The sequence below is a fragment of the Herbaspirillum sp. Sphag64 genome, from assembly GCF_014192645.1.
Classification (GTDB): domain Bacteria; phylum Pseudomonadota; class Gammaproteobacteria; order Burkholderiales; family Burkholderiaceae_D; genus Herbaspirillum.
Window position 1 is genome coordinate 210904 of sequence record NZ_JACHYE010000001.1, and the last position, 15782, is coordinate 226685.

The following is a 15782-nucleotide window of genomic DNA, read 5'->3' on the forward strand; positions in this document are numbered from 1 at the left end:
CACCGTCATTTTTGACAGGTCTCGTAGCGTACGTGACTTTAATCAATGACTCCTGCACTCGATTCAAGTTTGTATCCCGCATAAAAAAGCCCCGACTAACTGGTCGAGGCTTCTTCTTACCCTTTTCTCGGTGCTAGCCAATTACTGCAAAACGGCGTCTAACAAGTGATGCAGGGCAGTTAATGCTTCACGACGCTTGTATCTGCAGGATCCTCTTTAGCTGCGACAGCGACCACAGCCTCCTCTTCCGTCAATGCAACAGGCTGACGCTCCAGTGCTACCTCCAGAACCTTGTCAATCCAACGCACGGGAACGATTTCGAGCTTGTTTTTCACATTATCAGGAATCTCAGTAAGATCCTTGACGTTCTGCTCAGGAATCAACACAGTTTTAATACCGCCGCGATGTGCCGCCAACAGCTTTTCCTTAAGTCCGCCAATCGGTAACACTTCACCGCGCAGCGTGATTTCGCCAGTCATTGCAACGTCAGCACGCACCGGAATTCCAGTAAACACCGACACTAATGCCGTCGTCATCGCAATACCCGCCGAAGGACCATCCTTGGGTGTTGCTCCCTCAGGGACGTGAATATGGATATCCCTTTTCTCAAACACCTCATTTTTGATGCCAAGTTTATTGGCACGACTACGTACCACAGTCCGCGCTGCCTCGATTGATTCCTTCATGACGTCACCGAGAGTACCGGTACGTATTACACCACCCTTGCCTGGCATGGTTACAGCCTCAATTGTAAGCAGATCACCGCCAACCTCGGTCCAGGCCAGACCAACCACCTGACCAACCTGATTATCCTTCTCCGCAATACCGAAGTCGTAGCGACGTACACCCAGGAACTTGTCCAGATTGCGCGAAGACACCGCGACCTTCTTCTCCTGCTTCTTCAGCAAAAGCATTTTGACGACTTTGCGGCAGATCTTGGAAATTTCGCGTTCCAGCGAGCGGACACCAGCTTCCCGTGTGTAATAGCGAATGATGTCGCGAATCGCTGACTCGGCAACACTAATCTCACCCTCCTTCAAACCATTGTTCTTGATCTGCTTAGGCAAGAGATATCGTTGCGCAATGCTGGTCTTTTCATCTTCGGTGTAACCAGACAAGCGAATCACTTCCATCCGATCCAGCAATGCCGGAGGAATATTGAAGGAATTCGATGTCGCTACAAACATCACATCGGACAAGTCGAAATCGACTTCGATGTAATGATCCGAAAACGTATGGTTTTGTTCAGGATCAAGCACTTCCAGCAATGCTGACGATGGATCACCTCGGAAATCCATACCCAATTTGTCAATTTCATCCAGCAGGAATAATGGATTGCGCACACCGACCTTGGACAAGCTCTGCAGAATCTTGCCAGGCATGGAGCCGATGTATGTGCGACGATGCCCACGAATTTCAGCCTCATCCCGCACACCACCAAGCGCCATGCGCACAAACTTGCGATTGGTTGCACGAGCTATCGATTGACCAAGCGAGGTCTTACCAACGCCTGGAGGACCAACGAAGCACAGAATTGGCGCCTTCAGTTTATCCACACGTTGCTGCACAGCAAGATACTCAAGAATGCGTTCCTTGACCTTCTCCAGGCCATAATGCTCACTCTCCAACACCTTCTCGGCATTGGGCAAATCGTTATTGACCTTGGACTTCTTCTTCCAGGGCAAACCGACCAGCGTATCAATGTAATTGCGTACGACAGTTGCCTCTGCAGACATTGGCGACATCAGTTTTAGCTTCTTGAGCTCAGCCTGTGCTTTCTCCAGTGCTTCCTTAGGCATCTTGGCGGCCAGAATCTTTTTCTCCAACTCTTCCAGATCTGCGCCATCCTCGCCTTCTCCGAGCTCCTTCTGGATCGCCTTGACCTGCTCGTTGAGGTAATACTCGCGCTGCGACTTTTCCATCTGGCGCTTGACGCGACCACGGATGCGCTTTTCCACTTGCAGAATATCCAGCTCACCTTCGAGCTGCCCGAGCAGATGCTCATGGCGCTTGGCGACGTTAAATATTTCCAGGATGACCTGCTTCTGTTCCAGCTTCAGCGGCAGATGGGCAGCAATCGTATCTGCCAGACGACCTGCATCGTCAATGCCAGACAGTGAGCTGAGAATCTCAGGGGGAATCTTCTTGTTCAGTTTCACGTACTGATCAAACTGCTGAACGATGGTGCGACGCATAGCCTCCACTTCAGCCTCGTCGCCCAGTTCCGATTCGACCGGCGTCAAATCAGCAACAAAATGCGTTTCGAGTTCGCTGATGTGGTGAATGCGGGCACGTTGTGCGCCCTCGACCAGCACCTTGACTGTGCCATCCGGCAATTTCAGCATCTGCAGGATATTGGCTACGCAGCCTATTTCGTAGATGTCTTCGGCTGACGGCTCATCTTTGGCAGCAGCTTTCTGCGCTGCAAGCATGATGCTCTTGCCTTGTTCCATTGCCGCTTCCAGAGCCTTGATCGACTTCGGGCGACCAACGAATAAAGGGATCACCATGTGCGGGAAGACAACAACGTCCCGCAATGGCAATAACGGCAATTGGGTTTGTTCTGTGAGAGTAGAAGTCGTCATGGCGAGCCTTATCAAATTTACTGTTAGTGATGTTGGCGCGAGCTCTTAAAAGACAAGCCCAGAATCGAATAAAAACACGACAACTTATTATTACTGCAACAACAAATAAAAAAAGCCACACACGAAGTCGCCCTCGGGTGGCTTTACGATGGAAGCCGGAGTAGTGATCTCAGCGGTTTATTTTACCGCTTTTCGTGTTTCTCAATCCGGCCTGCCAGATTTTCAAAAATCGAGCAGGCCACACTCTCGTCATGCGCCCGACACCTTGGGCTGTTCGTGATAAATCAGCAGCGGCTTGGCGCCATTGGTAATGGTATTTTCATCAATCACAACCTTGGCCACATTTTGCTGGCTAGGCAGTTCATACATTACATCGAGCAATGCATGTTCAAGGATGGAACGCAATCCGCGTGCGCCGGTCTTTCGCACCAGCGCTTTTTTTGCAATCGCCTGCAAAGCGGCCGGACGAATTTCAAGCTCAGCGCCTTCCATCTGCAGTAGCTTGGCATATTGCTTGATCAGGGCATTCTTAGGTTCCAGCAAAATCTGGATCAATGCTTCTTCATCGAGCTCGTTAAGCGTTGCAATGACGGGCAGACGGCCAACAAGTTCAGGAATCAGACCAAATTTAACCAGATCATCCGGTTCAGCTCCCAGCAATACTTCACTGGCAGTCTTCTGGCTCTGACTCTTGACGCTCGCTGCAAAACCAATACCGCTCTTCTCCGAACGCTCGGAAATGATCTTCGCCAGCCCATCAAATGCACCACCACAGATGAACATAATGTTAGTGGTATCGATTTGCACAAAGTCCTGATTGGGATGCTTGCGACCACCTTGTGGCGGCACCGACGCCATAGTGCCTTCGATCAGCTTGAGAAGCGCTTGCTGCACGCCTTCACCCGACACATCGCGCGTGATCGATGGGTTATCGGATTTACGTGAAATCTTGTCGATTTCATCGATATACACAATGCCCTTCTGCGCTTTCTCAACTTCGTAATTGCAGTTCTGAAGCAGCTTCTGAATGATGTTCTCAACGTCCTCACCCACATAACCGGCTTCGGTCAGCGTCGTTGCATCAGCGATCACGAACGGCACATTGAGCATACGCGCCAGTGTCTGCGCCAGCAAAGTCTTGCCGGAGCCGGTAGGGCCAACAAGCAGAATGTTGCTCTTGGCCAGCTCAACTTCATCCTTCTTGCCGAGATGCTTCAGGCGCTTGTAATGATTGTAAACAGCCACCGACAGGATACGCTTGGCAGTCGCCTGACCAATCACATACTGATCGAGCAGTTCAGAAATCTCTTGCGGCGTTGGCAGATCGGACTTCGCCCCCGACACGGACTCAATACTGGAAGCTTCGTCCCGAATGATGTCATTGCACAAATCAATACATTCGTCGCAAATGAAAACCGACGGACCTGCGATCAATTTTTTGACTTCGTGCTGGCTCTTGCCGCAAAACGAGCAATAAAGCAGCTTTTCGCCACTGGAGGATTTTTTCTCGGACATATAGGCAAATGTGGATAGTTACGACCCGATCATACCTGCGATTTGAGGATTCGTCACGGGATCACAGTATTTCTGGCGGGGTAAAAATATCGCAAGGTCATCGTATCGGCGATATCACGCAAAAACGCGTTGATTTTGCAGCTAAAACAGAATTTATGCATGCATTTGACGCGCATTATCAGCAAACAAACATCCCAAGACATGCAAGCCAATGCTCTTTGCGGCAACACAAAACAAAATGCCCGGAGAATCCGGGCATTTTGTTTCTTACAACAAGATAATCAAAACACTGCAATGATTACCTCTTCAGACTTTCTGGCTGATCAAACACGTTCCTTCAACACCTGATCGATTAAGCCATACTCTACGGCGGCATCAGCAGACATGAAGTTGTCGCGATCAGTGTCTTTACCAATCTGATCGACGGTACGCCCCGTCTTCTCAGCCAGAATGGCGTTCAAACGCTCACGCAAGTAGAGAATTTCACGTGCCTGAATTTCGATGTCTGACGCCTGTCCTTGTGCACCACCCAGAGGTTGATGAATCATGATGCGCGAGTTAGGCAAAGAAAACCTCTTACCCTTGGCACCAGCTGCGAGCAGGAAGGCGCCCATTGAAGCCGCCAAACCTGTGCACAAGGTAGATACCTGGGGCTTGATGAACTGCATCGTGTCGAAAATCGCCATACCAGCCGATACAGAACCACCAGGAGAGTTGATGTACAGGGAAATATCCTTGTCCGGATTTTCACTCTCCAGGAACAGCAACTGCGCCACGATCAAATTGGCGGACGCATCATTGACCGGGCCTACCAGGAAAATGATGCGCTCTTTCAACAAACGCGAGTAAATATCGTAAGCGCGCTCACCGCGACCGCTTTGCTCAATCACCATTGGCACCATGCCGAGCATTTCCGTATCCAGTGCCGACTGTCTAATCAAACCTGTCATGTGCATTCCTTATGCGTGGAAGACTTCTCTGATGGTAACCGAGATGAAAGCATTATGCTTGCGGCTGATTGCCCATCAACGCGTCAAACTCAACAGCTTTCTCGGTAACCTTTGATTTACCCAGCACGTAATTGACGACGTTTTCTTCCAAAACAAGAGCTTCAACTTCTGCCAGACGACGACGATCGCTGAAGTAGTACTTCAGGACTTCTTGTGGATCTTCGTAGCTCTGTGCAAAGTCATCGACCTGTGCTTTTACCTGTTCTTCAGTGGCTTCCAGCTTGTTGGTCTTGACGACTTCAGCCAGGATCAAGCCAAGGCGCACGCGGCGCTCAGCCTGTGCCGTGAACAGTTCACGTGGCAGTTGCATGCCCTTTGGATCCATACCACGTTGCTGCATGTCTTGCTGCGCCATTTGCATCAGACGCTCGATATCTTGCTCGATCAATGCCTTCGGCACTTCCAGCTCGCTGACCTTGATCAGGGCGTCCATGACGCTGTCCTTGGTCTTGGCCTTGGTACGAGCATTGACTTCGCGCTCCAGATTGCGCTTGATGTCAGCGCGCATCTTGCTCAGATCACCATCTTCGATACCCAGGGACTTGGCGAACTCAGCATCAACTTCTGGCAGGTGCGCCCACTCCAGCTTGGTCAGCGTGATGGTGAATTCAGCAGTCTTGCCAGCCACATCCTTGCCGTGATAATCAGCCGGGAACGCCAGCGGGAAAGTCTTGGACTCACCAACCTTCAGGCCCAGTGTTGCTGCTTCAAATTCTGGCAGCATGCGACCTTCACCCAGAACAAACGGGAAGCTATCAGCCTTGCCACCCTGGAATTCCACGCCATCGATCTTGCCGACGAAGTCAACTGTTGCACGGTCACCGTTTTGTGCGGACTGATCTGCACCGCCGTCACCATGCGCGCCTTGCTCGCCCTTGACGTGATAATGCACGCGCTGCTTGCGCAGGATATCCAGTGTCTTGTCGATTTCAACATCAGACACCGAAGTAACGGTCTTCTCGACTTCGCTGGCCGACAAATCGCCGACAACGACTTCAGGATAAACTTCAAAGGTTGCGTCAAATGCCAGTGCGCCTTCGGCAACGCCTTCGCTGGTCTTTGGCTCGATCTTCGGGAAGCCAGCTACGCGCAGGTTGTTTTCGACTGCGGCATCGTTGAAAGCACGACCAACCTTGTCGTTGAGAACTTCAGTTTCGACCTGATAGCCGAACTGCGCGGCAACCATCTTCATTGGCACCTTGCCTGGACGGAAGCCTGGCGCCTTCGCAGTGCGCGCACGCACTTTCAGACGCTTTTCCACTTCAGCTTGCACATCTGCCAGCGGGAAAGACAAAGTAATACGGCGCTCAAGTTTGCTCAAAGTTTCGACTGCAGTTGCCATGTGAATCGTCCAAAAATTAATAAATTCCGTGGTGCATCCCGACCACCAAAAAAGGCTTTCTTCCTTGCCTCAAAGGCGTCCGGACGCGCTAAAGTCCGCTATTTTATACGGAAAAACTGCGGTTGCGCCAAAACCCAACATTGCGACGCACAAAAACGGCCTGCCCTGCAATGCACAGACAGACATTTCAATCACCCGGCAATCCAATTATTGATTACTCAGATTCAACACTCGCATCAGGCAATGGAGAAAATCGTGGCAGACTCTGACCATCGACCTCAACCACACCATGAAAGTCCTGGTATGGCCTGATCCAGACGGTATTGTTACGCAGCGCACGGTAAACCACCATCGGCGACAGGTCTGATTCCAGAGTAGCATCATGCAAAATCTCATAGATGCCGCCCTTGTAATGTCGGTAAAGCACAGAGAACTCCGTTATCAGATTGTTACCAGCTTGCCACCCAAGATCAGGCGACGGCGCCTTCGGTGGTCGAACCGATTTCTGTCAGCAACTCTTCCATCAGTGCATCGATCAGCTTCTCGACAATGATACGGTGGGTGGCCTGGTAATTCTTGATTCTTCTGAGCTTGCGCATAGTGCTTCTCCTGTAAATTCGGTCTCGGGAACATCGATTGATCCATGCTCAGACAAACAATCATGTTCGCCCCTGAGCGTGAACAGAGCAATAAAAAAACCCTCGACAAGGGAGGGTTTTTTATCAAACTGCTATTGGTGGTGCAGGTAGTCAGACTCGAACTGACACGGCATTGCTACCGTCTGGACCTAAACCAGGTGCGTCTACCAATTTCGCCATACCTGCAATCAAGAGCGGGAGTGTAACAGAATTGCTAGCGGTGGGGCTAGCAAAAGATCATTCGAGGTCGGCTTCTCATTCACCAATAGCGTCAACAACGTTGACTTTTACATTACTATTGCCGGCAACAAATCACCTCCTCTTTCCAGAATCCGGGAATACGCTGCATGGCTGTCGATCATTACGAAAATTTTCCCGTTGCCTCGCTACTACTACCCGCACGCTTGCGCCCGGCAGTCAAAGCGATTTACGCATTCGCCCGCAGCGCAGATGATATTGCCGATGAAGGTGACGCTACCGATCAAGCACGGCTGAGCGCACTGCGCGCCTACGAGGAGGAGCTGAACAGGATTGAGACAGGCCAGGCCAGCACCAACCAGTTGTTTGTCACACTGAGCAACATCGTGAAGCAATACGCGTTACCACTGACACCGCTACGCGACTTGCTCTCCGCATTCCAACAAGACGTGAGCACCACCCGCTACCACAATTTTGACACCCTGCTCGACTACTGCCGCCGCTCCGCCAATCCGGTCGGTGCCTTGATGCTGCATTTATATCAAGCGGCAAATCCTGACAATCTGCGCGACTCGAATGCCATTTGCAGCGCCTTGCAATTAATTAATTTCTGGCAAGACATCGCGATTGACTGGCGCAAGCAACGCATTTACCTGCCACTGGAAGATTTGCAGAACTTTGGTATTAAAGAGGAGCATATTGCTCAGGAAATAGCTGATACGCGCTGGCATACGATGATGCAATTCCAAATTAGTCGTGCACGCGCATTACTCTGCTCGGGTGCACCACTGGCATTACGCCTGCCAGGCAGAATTGGTTGGGAGCTGCGATTGGTGGTGCAAGGCGGCTTGCGCATCCTGGAGCGACTAGAGCAAGTGCAAGGCGACATTTTCCAGCAACGTCCCACACTAGGCTTGCACGACTGGATCATCATCGGCTGGCGCGCACTGCGCATGTCGCACACCACACTATCAATGCACCATATACCGGACGCTAGGTAAAGCAGTTATCTTTTCAGCGATTTTTTGCGCTGCTTGAAGATGGTCCGCGCATCCTGCGCCGCCCGCTCTTGCGTGCGCATGCTTTCATGGTCGTCATGCGCTACGAAGAACTCGTTGGCCTGCGCCTGCACAACCCACTTGATGGCTTCTGCATCGGTAGCATCGTAAAGCTCCGTGATCAAGGTCGTTACCTCATCCAGGTATTCTTCATAAGTCATCCCAGCCTCCTGTTTTTCGCGGAACGGCAGTTTACGCGCGAGTTTGCTCCAGCGTCCAGCGATAGAAATAATTTATTTACTGACCAATGCGAATCACTGCTTGCTATTCAAATTAATGCTCTATATAATTCGCCTCCTCAGACGCGGGGTGGAGCAGTCTGGCAGCTCGTCGGGCTCATAACCCGAAGGTCGTAGGTTCAAATCCTGCCCCCGCAACCATATTCGCAAGGGCTTGCACACGAAATAGGGTGCAAGCCTTTTTGCTTTGCGTCAGCGCAATCCTCCGGCACGCCGCACGCAACCCACAGCGCGCCTCTGCTAGACTTCGTTCATCTTTCATCTTTGCACAGATTCGGGCCCATCATGCTCACTACCTCGCCTTCTGCTTCCTTTTCCAGTCTGGCGCTGACCGAGGCCATGCTCGGCAACCTGGAACAACTTGGCTACCATGAAATGACCTCGATCCAGGCTGCCAGTCTACCCATCATTCTGGAGCGCCGCGATCTGATCGCTCAAGCAAAGACTGGCAGTGGCAAGACGGCAGCTTTCGGGATTGGTCTGCTACACCACCTTAATCCGACTTATTTTGCAATTCAAGGTCTGGTCATCTGCCCGACCCGGGAGCTGGCAGATCAGGTTTCCAATGAATTGCGCCGGATTGCCCGCTTCACCGAGAACATCAAGATTCTGACCTTGTGCGGCGGTACATCAATGCGTCCGCAGATGGCCTCACTGGAGCATGGCACCCATATTGTGGTTGGCACGCCCGGCCGCATCCGCGACCACATCGGGCGCGGCAGCATCAATCTATCGACAGTACAGACACTGGTTCTGGATGAAGCTGATCGAATGGTAGATATGGGCTTCTACGAAGACATCGAAGGGATTGTCAGCGCCTGTCCGGCGCGTCGCCAGACGCTGCTGTTTTCAGCGACCTACCCAGACGATATTCGCAAGGCCAGCGACCGGTTTCTGCGTGATCCAGCTGAGGTGAAGGTCGAAGCCCAGCATGACGGCGACAAAATTGAACAACGCTTCTTTGAAATCACACCGGAGCAGCGCAATATGGCGGTAGCCCGGCTGTTGCAGCATTACCAGCCAGTATCGACACTGGCCTTTTGCAACACCAAGATTCACTGCCGCGAACTGGCAGAAGAATTACGTGCGCTGGGCTTCAGTGCACTGGCACTGTACGGAGACCTGGAACAACGCGAACGTGATGAAATTCTGGTGCAGTTTGCCAATCAGAGCTGCTCGGTACTGGTGGCAACCGATGTTGCTGCACGCGGCCTCGATATCGCCAATCTCAGCGCCGTGATCAACGTCGACGTGACCCGTGATACCGAAGTCCATATTCATCGCATCGGACGCACCGGTCGTGGTCAGGACAAGGGACTGGCACTAAACTTGTGCACACCGAATGAAAAACGCTGGGTCAAGCTGATCGAGCAATATCAGGCCAGCCCGGTGCAGTGGTTCGATCTCGATGCATTGGAGGTCGCTGCCGATACGATGCTGCGCGCACCTATGCGCACCTTGTGTATTCAGGGTGGGAAAAAGGACAAGTTGCGTCCCGGCGACCTGCTAGGTGCACTGACCGGTGACGTTGGTCTGAGCAAGGAGCAGGTTGGCAAAATCAATGTCTTCGAATTTTCAACCTACGTCGCACTAGACTATCGGATCGCAGATAAGGCCTGCACAAAACTGTCCAATGGAAATATCAAAGGTCGGCAGTTTAAGATGCGTCTGCTGCGTACCGTCTGACACTGCCGCGCGTGATCCGGGCATGAAAAAAGCAGCCCCATGCGGCTGCTTTTTTTGTGAAGAACAGCTTTCTACAAGCAGCTCAGACCAGCAATGCGGATGTCAATGAACGAATTTCCTCGCCCGACTCATCAAGCAGCTCGTGCAGACTGACGTCGCCAATAAACTCATCCACAATCGTCTCATGCCCCAGACCACCTTGTTCCGCTGATTTCTGGAACGGCGACGGCACTGGCGACAACTCCTTGGCCAGCAGAAGAATGTCACCCAGGGTTTCCGGAGGCAGCACGCGAATGCCATGCCACAGCGATTCAATTGCCGTCATGACGGGATCAGGGATGCCCAGCTTGCGCAACACGGCACGACCGATGATCTTTTCGCCGTATTCAGCCCAATCTTCGGTTCCCCCATCAAGCAGACCAGGGAATTCATCCGTACGCGACAGCAGATAAAAACCGCCGACATCATGCACGATACCCGCAAACATGGCAGTTTCGGGATCCAACCGGGTCATTTTTTTTGCGAGGATATAAGACAAGGCCGCTACGTTAGCGGTATGTTCCCAAAGCTGCGCCGCCTTGACGCGCATTTCAGAATCGGAAATATTACGCCCGAGCTGACGAACAATGACTGCCGTGGTAATCGCGCCGAGCGTCTTGAAACCGAGCCGCATCACGGCCGCACGCACATTATTGATTTCGCCACCGGAGCGGTTGTAGGCGGCTGAATTGGCAATTGCGACCGTCCGCGCAGACAACAACGGCTCCGCCATTACCAGCTTGGCCGCAGTCTCAAGGTGACCGTTCGGATCACTGAGTGCCTTCTGCAATTTGATCGATGCATTGACGTTGGTCGGAAAGACCAGCTCACCACGGCTCGCCTGCGCCGCGATGGTTCTGAAAGCTTCCAGTCGGTTCATGAAAAATTCCCCTCCTCGCTTGTCGTCTCGGGCCGGATATGTGTACACCCGGCGCTTTATTAATAATCAAACAACATCGCACAGCAGTTCGCATGCAAACGGCATGACTTACGCGTCAAATCAGTATCCTGCTTACCTGCAACGGATGCTCAAAGCTTAATGTACAACGTCTACTGCTGCAACAACATATCACCGCCAGCAAAGTACTTGTCGCCCCCTTAAGACCGGACATTCGCCCTAGGCAGAAACGAGACGATTGCCCTTCATCAGCTAGTCGGCTAGCATAGCGGCTTCGCGAACTGTGCCGGCACATCGGGTCTGATTTTACAGACCACCATTTAGAGTAGATGTCACGCATTGCTCCATCATGACTCGACCCCTATTTCCACTTCATGTCTCCTGACGACTATTGCCAGCAAAAGGCAGCCCAGAGCGGCTCCAGCTTTTATTACAGCTTTTTGTTCCTGCCTAACGAGCGACGCCGTGCCATTACTGCACTGTATGCTTTCTGTCGGGAAGTGGATGACACCGTTGATGAAATCAGCGATACCAACGTCGCCCGCACCAAACTGATCTGGTGGCGCAAGGAAATCGCCGCCATGCTGCAGGGCAACCCCAGCCATCCAGTGACGCTGGCGCTGGCGCCGCACATGGCTACTTATGGACTCAAGGGCGAGCATTTGCAGGCAATCATCGATGGTATGGAGATGGATCTGGATCAGACCCGCTATCTCGACTTCATCGGTCTGCAGCGTTATTGCTGGCATGTGGCTAGTGTTGTCGGCATCCTCTCGGCCAGCATCTTCGGCGTTACGCAGGAACAGACATTGCAGTTCGCTGAAAAATTGGGTTTGGCATTTCAACTGACCAACATCATCCGTGACGTTGGCGAAGACAGCCGCAAGGGTCGGATTTATCTGCCAGTCAACGAATTGCAGCAATTCAACGTGACTGCAGCCGATATTCTCAACGCCCGCCATAGCGAGAACTTTGAGCGCTTAATGCGCTTTCAGGTTGAGCGCGCCCAACGCACCTATGACGAAGCCTTTGCCTTACTACCCAAACAGGACCGTCGCGCACAACGCCCCGGACTGATGATGGCCGCGATCTATCGCACCCTGCTCACAGAGATTGAGCGCGATGGATTTCATGTGCTGAACCAACGCATCTCGCTGACGCCCATCCGCAAACTCTGGCTGGCGTGGAAAACCTACGTTCGTGGCTAAGCCAGCCCATATTGCAGTGATCGGTGCTGGCTGGGCAGGCTGCGCGGCGGCCGTCACTCTGGTTCAGTCCGGACATCAGGTCACGCTACTTGAAGCTTCCCGTACCTTGGGCGGACGTGCACGCCGGGTGAGCCTGGATGATCGCACCTTGGATAACGGTCAACATATCCTTCTGGGGGCCTATAAAGCCACGCTAAAGATGCTGAAGACTGTGGGCGTCGATACCAAGACTGCCCTGTTACGACTGCCACTGCAAATGCGCTACCCGGCAGGATGTGACGGTATGGATTTTGTAGCACCACGTCTGCCAGCGCCATGGCACGTGCTGGTGGCGTTGCTGCGAGCAGGTGGACTTAGCGGCCAGGACAAGATGTCATTGGCCCGCTTCTCAAGCACCGCACGCTGGATGGGATGGCAGCTCAATGACGATTGCAGCGTCGCCGAACTGTTGAACCGCTTCGATCAGACTGATCGCCTGCAAGGTCTGCTGTGGTATCCACTCTGCATCGCGGCACTGAACACCCCACCGGAACGTGCCTCGGCGCAGATATTTCTGAATGTCTTGCGCGATAGCCTGGGCGCACGCCGTGCCGCCTCGGACATGTTGCTACCGCGCGTCAATCTGAGCGCCCTGCTTCCTGAACCGGCCGCTGCTTTTGTGCAGCGCAATGGTGGCGTGGTTGAAACCGCGCATGCAGTGCGTTCCTTACGCCACAGTCCACAAGCCGATAGAGGATGGGAGCTCAGCTTGCGCCACACACAGGCAGCGCAATCCTTTGATGGCATCGTACTGGCAACCGGGCCGGAAGCAGCCGCAGAATTGCTAGGTGAAATCAGCGAAAGTGGCGATGGCAGCAATATCGATCTCCTGCGCCAGATGACGCATGAAGCCATCAGCACCTGCTATCTGCAATATGACCCGACGCTGCGCCTGGCTGCCCCCTTCTATGCACTGCGTGATGATCCCCAACAGCATTGCTGGGGGCAGTTTGTCTTTGATCGGGCGCAACTCAGTGATGACCCACGCGATGCAGGCCTGCTAGCCGTCATTGTCAGCGCTGCCGATCTGGCGATCGAACTGGGGCACACTGCGCTGGCTGCCCGTATTACCGCACAGCTGGCACAGCAACTGCAAAACCCACAGCTGCAATCGCCACGATGGAGTAAGGTCGTTTCCGAAAAGAGAGCAACCTTCTCCTGCACGCCTGGGTTACGCCGACCAGATAACAGTTCGCTGCCGCAGGGATTGGCACTGGCTGGCGACTACGTTGCCGGCAACTACCCAGCCACCCTGGAAGGGGCTGTCCTGAGTGGTATTGCGGCAGCGCAGCGAATCACGCAAAGCCTTTAAAGCGCGTCAACCGTTCGCTGCGAAACTTTTCATGCCTGAGCGCAAAGGGTTTCATCCCAAAACCTCACGGTTTGCTCTAGGATATGGCCCAGTCATTTAACTCATACAAAATCACTGGGAGCCCATCATGCCTGTCATCACCTGTGTTGAAGATTTACGCCTGCTTGCCAAGAAACGGGTGCCGAAGGCATTTTATGACTATGCCGACAGTGGTTCGTACACCGAGAGCACCTACCGCGCCAACACCGATGATCTGGCTGCACTGAAGCTGCGCCAACGCGTGGCGATCAATGTCGACCAACGCTCTACCCGCACCACCATGATCGGTCACGATGTCACCATGCCGGTTGCCATCGCGCCAACTGGATTGACCGGCATGCAATGGGCCAATGGCGAAATGCTGGGGGCGATTGCTGCTGAAAAATTCGGTATTCCCTTTACGTTATCGACCATGAGCATCTGCTCGATTGAAGATGTCGCCAGCGTGACCACCAAGCCGTTCTGGTTTCAGCTGTACGTGATGCGCGATCGTGGCTTCGTCAAATCCATGATCGAGCGCGCCAAGGCGGCCAAGTGCTCTGCACTGGTACTGACGCTGGACCTGCAAATTCTGGGACAACGTCACAAGGATCTGAAAAATGGCATGTCTGTGCCACCGAAACTGACGCTGGATACCTTGCTCGATCTTGCGACCAAGCCTGGCTGGGCACTACGTGCGCTGTCGGGACGCAAAACCTTCGGCAATCTTGCCGGCCACATCACTGGTGGCGGCAAGGGGATTCAAACCTTGAGCCAATGGACTGCGAGTCAGTTCGACCCTACCTTGAACTGGGATGACGTGGCATGGATCAAGGAGCAATGGGGTGGGAAACTGATTCTCAAAGGCATTCTGGATGTTGAGGATGCCAAAATTGCCGCACAAACCGGTGCCGATGCGCTGGTAGTAAGTAATCACGGTGGTCGCCAGCTTGACGGCGCGATGTCTTCGATAGAAGCCCTGCCTGCGATTGCCGAGGCAGTTGGCGATCAGATTGAAGTCTGGTTTGATGGTGGTATTCGCACCGGTCAGGATATTCTCAAGGCCACCGCATTAGGCGCCAAGGGCACCATGATTGGCCGTGCTTTCCTCTACAGCCTGGGCGCCATGGGCGGTGAAGGTGTTACCAAGATGCTCGAAATCCTGCACAAGGAACTCGATGTCAGCATGGCCTTGACCGGCACCAAGAATATCAAGGATGTCGGCCCCGATCTGCTGATCCGTCGCTAATTCAGCTCGGACCATATTCCGCGACTGATTAAAAAAGCCGACCAGAGACACTTCCTGGCCGGCTTTATTTTTGTTCAAGCGCCTCAATACTCAGGGCTTTTCTGGCTGACTCAGCAAATCCACGATATCCGTTCTTTCGTAGTGACGCGCCAGATCCAGTGCCGTCATGCCATCCGCATTCTTGAGCGAGAGATCAGCTCCCTCTTCCTTGAGCAAGCGCACCACCGAAGTACGTCCTCGCATTGCTGCCAGCATGATCGGCGTCATCTGCCCCTCAGCCGATTCTGCATCGATATAAGCCGACGCATCCAATAACAATTTCACGATAGAAGAACTGCCATTGATGGCCGCGTAGTGAAGCGCCGTCCAGCCTGGGCGATTGACTTGAACATCCCGCTCCAGCAGTGTCTTAACCAGTGGCAAGTCACCATAAAAGGCCGCCAGCATGATGGCAGTATCACCATTCACGGCTTTTGCCTCCAGATCGACGCCCGGCGTCTCAAGCAAGAGCTGGATGATTTTTGGCGATCCCATTCTGATCGCCAGCAGCAGCGGCGTGTAACCATGCTCCGGCTCAATCAGATTGGGGCCGAGTCCGCGCCGCATCACTTTCTGAAACTGATAAGGCGCATCCAGTTTGACCGCATCAAAGTAGTCCTCGTAAGAACCAGCACTGGCTGACAACGGTGTCAGTAGTGCAAGCGCCAGAAGTGGGAGAAGAAAACGCGAAGTCAAACGCTGCAACATG

At 53.0% G+C, this 15782-nt stretch carries 14 protein-coding genes and 2 tRNA genes; 6 read left to right on the plus strand and 10 right to left on the minus strand.

Annotated features, from left to right (window positions below; translation table 11 throughout):
* Positions 1-179 precede the first annotated feature (179 nt).
* The 7 genes from lon to FHW66_RS00975 all read right to left on the minus strand — a co-directional run bounded on the left by lon (position 180) and on the right by FHW66_RS00975 (position 7276).
* Positions 180-2585 (minus strand): endopeptidase La, encoded by a 2406-nt coding sequence (gene lon / locus FHW66_RS00950; protein WP_183377843.1) that lies wholly within the window; start codon positions 2583-2585, stop codon positions 180-182.
* A gap of 249 nt (positions 2586-2834) precedes the next feature.
* Positions 2835-4100: an ATP-dependent Clp protease ATP-binding subunit ClpX gene (gene clpX / locus FHW66_RS00955; RefSeq protein ID WP_183377844.1), complete on the minus strand. Its 1266-nt coding sequence runs from the start codon at positions 4098-4100 to the stop codon at positions 2835-2837.
* 323 nt (positions 4101-4423) lie between these two features.
* Positions 4424-5050, minus strand: coding sequence for an ATP-dependent Clp endopeptidase proteolytic subunit ClpP (gene clpP / locus FHW66_RS00960; protein ID WP_304607790.1), 627 nt, complete (start codon positions 5048-5050; stop codon positions 4424-4426).
* Positions 5051-5102: 52 nt separating this feature from the next.
* Positions 5103-6452, minus strand: coding sequence for a trigger factor (tig, locus tag FHW66_RS00965; protein WP_183377845.1), 1350 nt, complete (start codon positions 6450-6452; stop codon positions 5103-5105).
* A 214-nt stretch (positions 6453-6666) separates the two neighbouring features.
* On the minus strand, positions 6667-6879 hold the full coding sequence (locus tag FHW66_RS00970; RefSeq protein ID WP_183377846.1) for a DUF1653 domain-containing protein: 213 nt from the start codon (positions 6877-6879) through the stop codon (positions 6667-6669).
* A gap of 43 nt (positions 6880-6922) precedes the next feature.
* Positions 6923-7051, minus strand: coding sequence for a hypothetical protein (locus FHW66_RS20780; protein WP_255458758.1), 129 nt, complete (start codon positions 7049-7051; stop codon positions 6923-6925).
* 138 nt (positions 7052-7189) lie between these two features.
* Positions 7190-7276 (minus strand) — tRNA-Leu (locus FHW66_RS00975).
* Between the two features lie 161 nt (positions 7277-7437).
* Between FHW66_RS00975 and hpnC the strand changes: the two genes are divergently transcribed.
* Positions 7438-8289, plus strand: a complete 852-nt coding sequence (gene hpnC / locus FHW66_RS00980) for a squalene synthase HpnC (protein WP_183377847.1) — start codon at positions 7438-7440, stop codon at positions 8287-8289.
* A gap of 5 nt (positions 8290-8294) precedes the next feature.
* Here the strand turns inward: hpnC and FHW66_RS00985 are convergent, their stop codons facing one another.
* Entirely contained in the window at positions 8295-8507 is a 213-nt protein-coding gene (locus FHW66_RS00985; protein ID WP_183377848.1) for a hypothetical protein, read from the minus strand.
* A 142-nt stretch (positions 8508-8649) separates the two neighbouring features.
* Here FHW66_RS00985 and FHW66_RS00990 point away from each other — a divergent pair.
* A tRNA-Met gene (locus FHW66_RS00990) sits at positions 8650-8726 on the plus strand.
* A gap of 144 nt (positions 8727-8870) precedes the next feature.
* On the plus strand, positions 8871-10271 hold the full coding sequence (gene dbpA / locus FHW66_RS00995; protein ID WP_183377849.1) for an ATP-dependent RNA helicase DbpA: 1401 nt from the start codon (positions 8871-8873) through the stop codon (positions 10269-10271).
* Between the two features lie 82 nt (positions 10272-10353).
* Here the strand turns inward: dbpA and FHW66_RS01000 are convergent, their stop codons facing one another.
* Positions 10354-11190 (minus strand): HDOD domain-containing protein, encoded by an 837-nt coding sequence (locus FHW66_RS01000; protein WP_183377850.1) that lies wholly within the window; start codon positions 11188-11190, stop codon positions 10354-10356.
* 392 nt (positions 11191-11582) lie between these two features.
* Here FHW66_RS01000 and hpnD point away from each other — a divergent pair, with 392 nt between their 5' ends.
* The 3 genes from hpnD to FHW66_RS01015 all read left to right on the plus strand — a co-directional run bounded on the left by hpnD (position 11583) and on the right by FHW66_RS01015 (position 15034).
* Positions 11583-12416: a presqualene diphosphate synthase HpnD gene (gene hpnD / locus FHW66_RS01005; protein ID WP_183377851.1), complete on the plus strand. Its 834-nt coding sequence runs from the start codon at positions 11583-11585 to the stop codon at positions 12414-12416.
* On the plus strand, positions 12409-13767 hold the full coding sequence (hpnE, locus tag FHW66_RS01010; protein WP_183377852.1) for a hydroxysqualene dehydroxylase HpnE: 1359 nt from the start codon (positions 12409-12411) through the stop codon (positions 13765-13767). Before hpnD ends, hpnE begins: the two co-directional genes overlap by 8 nt.
* Positions 13768-13894: 127 nt before the next feature.
* Positions 13895-15034, plus strand: coding sequence for an alpha-hydroxy acid oxidase (locus FHW66_RS01015; protein ID WP_183377853.1), 1140 nt, complete (start codon positions 13895-13897; stop codon positions 15032-15034).
* 90 nt (positions 15035-15124) lie between these two features.
* Here the strand turns inward: FHW66_RS01015 and FHW66_RS01020 are convergent, their stop codons facing one another.
* Positions 15125-15781 (minus strand): ankyrin repeat domain-containing protein, encoded by a 657-nt coding sequence (locus tag FHW66_RS01020; RefSeq protein ID WP_183377854.1) that lies wholly within the window; start codon positions 15779-15781, stop codon positions 15125-15127.
* Position 15782 lies beyond the last annotated feature (1 nt).

What these genes read in the sequence shown, in the direction of transcription:
- FHW66_RS01015 (WP_183377853.1), top strand. Translation starts at nt 13,895, where the DNA reads ATGCCTGTCATCACCTGTGTTGAAGATTTACGCCTGCTTGCCAAGAAA.
- clpX (WP_183377844.1), bottom strand. Translation starts at nt 4,100, where the DNA reads ATGTCCGAGAAAAAATCCTCCAGTGGCGAAAAGCTGCTTTATTGCTCG.
- lon (WP_183377843.1), bottom strand. Translation starts at nt 2,585, where the DNA reads ATGACGACTTCTACTCTCACAGAACAAACCCAATTGCCGTTATTGCCA.
- hpnC (WP_183377847.1), top strand. Translation starts at nt 7,438, where the DNA reads ATGGCTGTCGATCATTACGAAAATTTTCCCGTTGCCTCGCTACTACTA.
- FHW66_RS01020 (WP_183377854.1), bottom strand. Translation starts at nt 15,781, where the DNA reads ATGTTGCAGCGTTTGACTTCGCGTTTTCTTCTCCCACTTCTGGCGCTT.
- dbpA (WP_183377849.1), top strand. Translation starts at nt 8,871, where the DNA reads ATGCTCACTACCTCGCCTTCTGCTTCCTTTTCCAGTCTGGCGCTGACC.
- FHW66_RS01000 (WP_183377850.1), bottom strand. Translation starts at nt 11,190, where the DNA reads ATGAACCGACTGGAAGCTTTCAGAACCATCGCGGCGCAGGCGAGCCGT.
- hpnD (WP_183377851.1), top strand. Translation starts at nt 11,583, where the DNA reads ATGTCTCCTGACGACTATTGCCAGCAAAAGGCAGCCCAGAGCGGCTCC.
- tig (WP_183377845.1), bottom strand. Translation starts at nt 6,452, where the DNA reads ATGGCAACTGCAGTCGAAACTTTGAGCAAACTTGAGCGCCGTATTACT.
- FHW66_RS00985 (WP_183377848.1), bottom strand. Translation starts at nt 8,507, where the DNA reads ATGACTTATGAAGAATACCTGGATGAGGTAACGACCTTGATCACGGAG.
- clpP (WP_304607790.1), bottom strand. Translation starts at nt 5,050, where the DNA reads ATGACAGGTTTGATTAGACAGTCGGCACTGGATACGGAAATGCTCGGC.
- FHW66_RS20780 (WP_255458758.1), bottom strand. Translation starts at nt 7,051, where the DNA reads ATGCGCAAGCTCAGAAGAATCAAGAATTACCAGGCCACCCACCGTATC.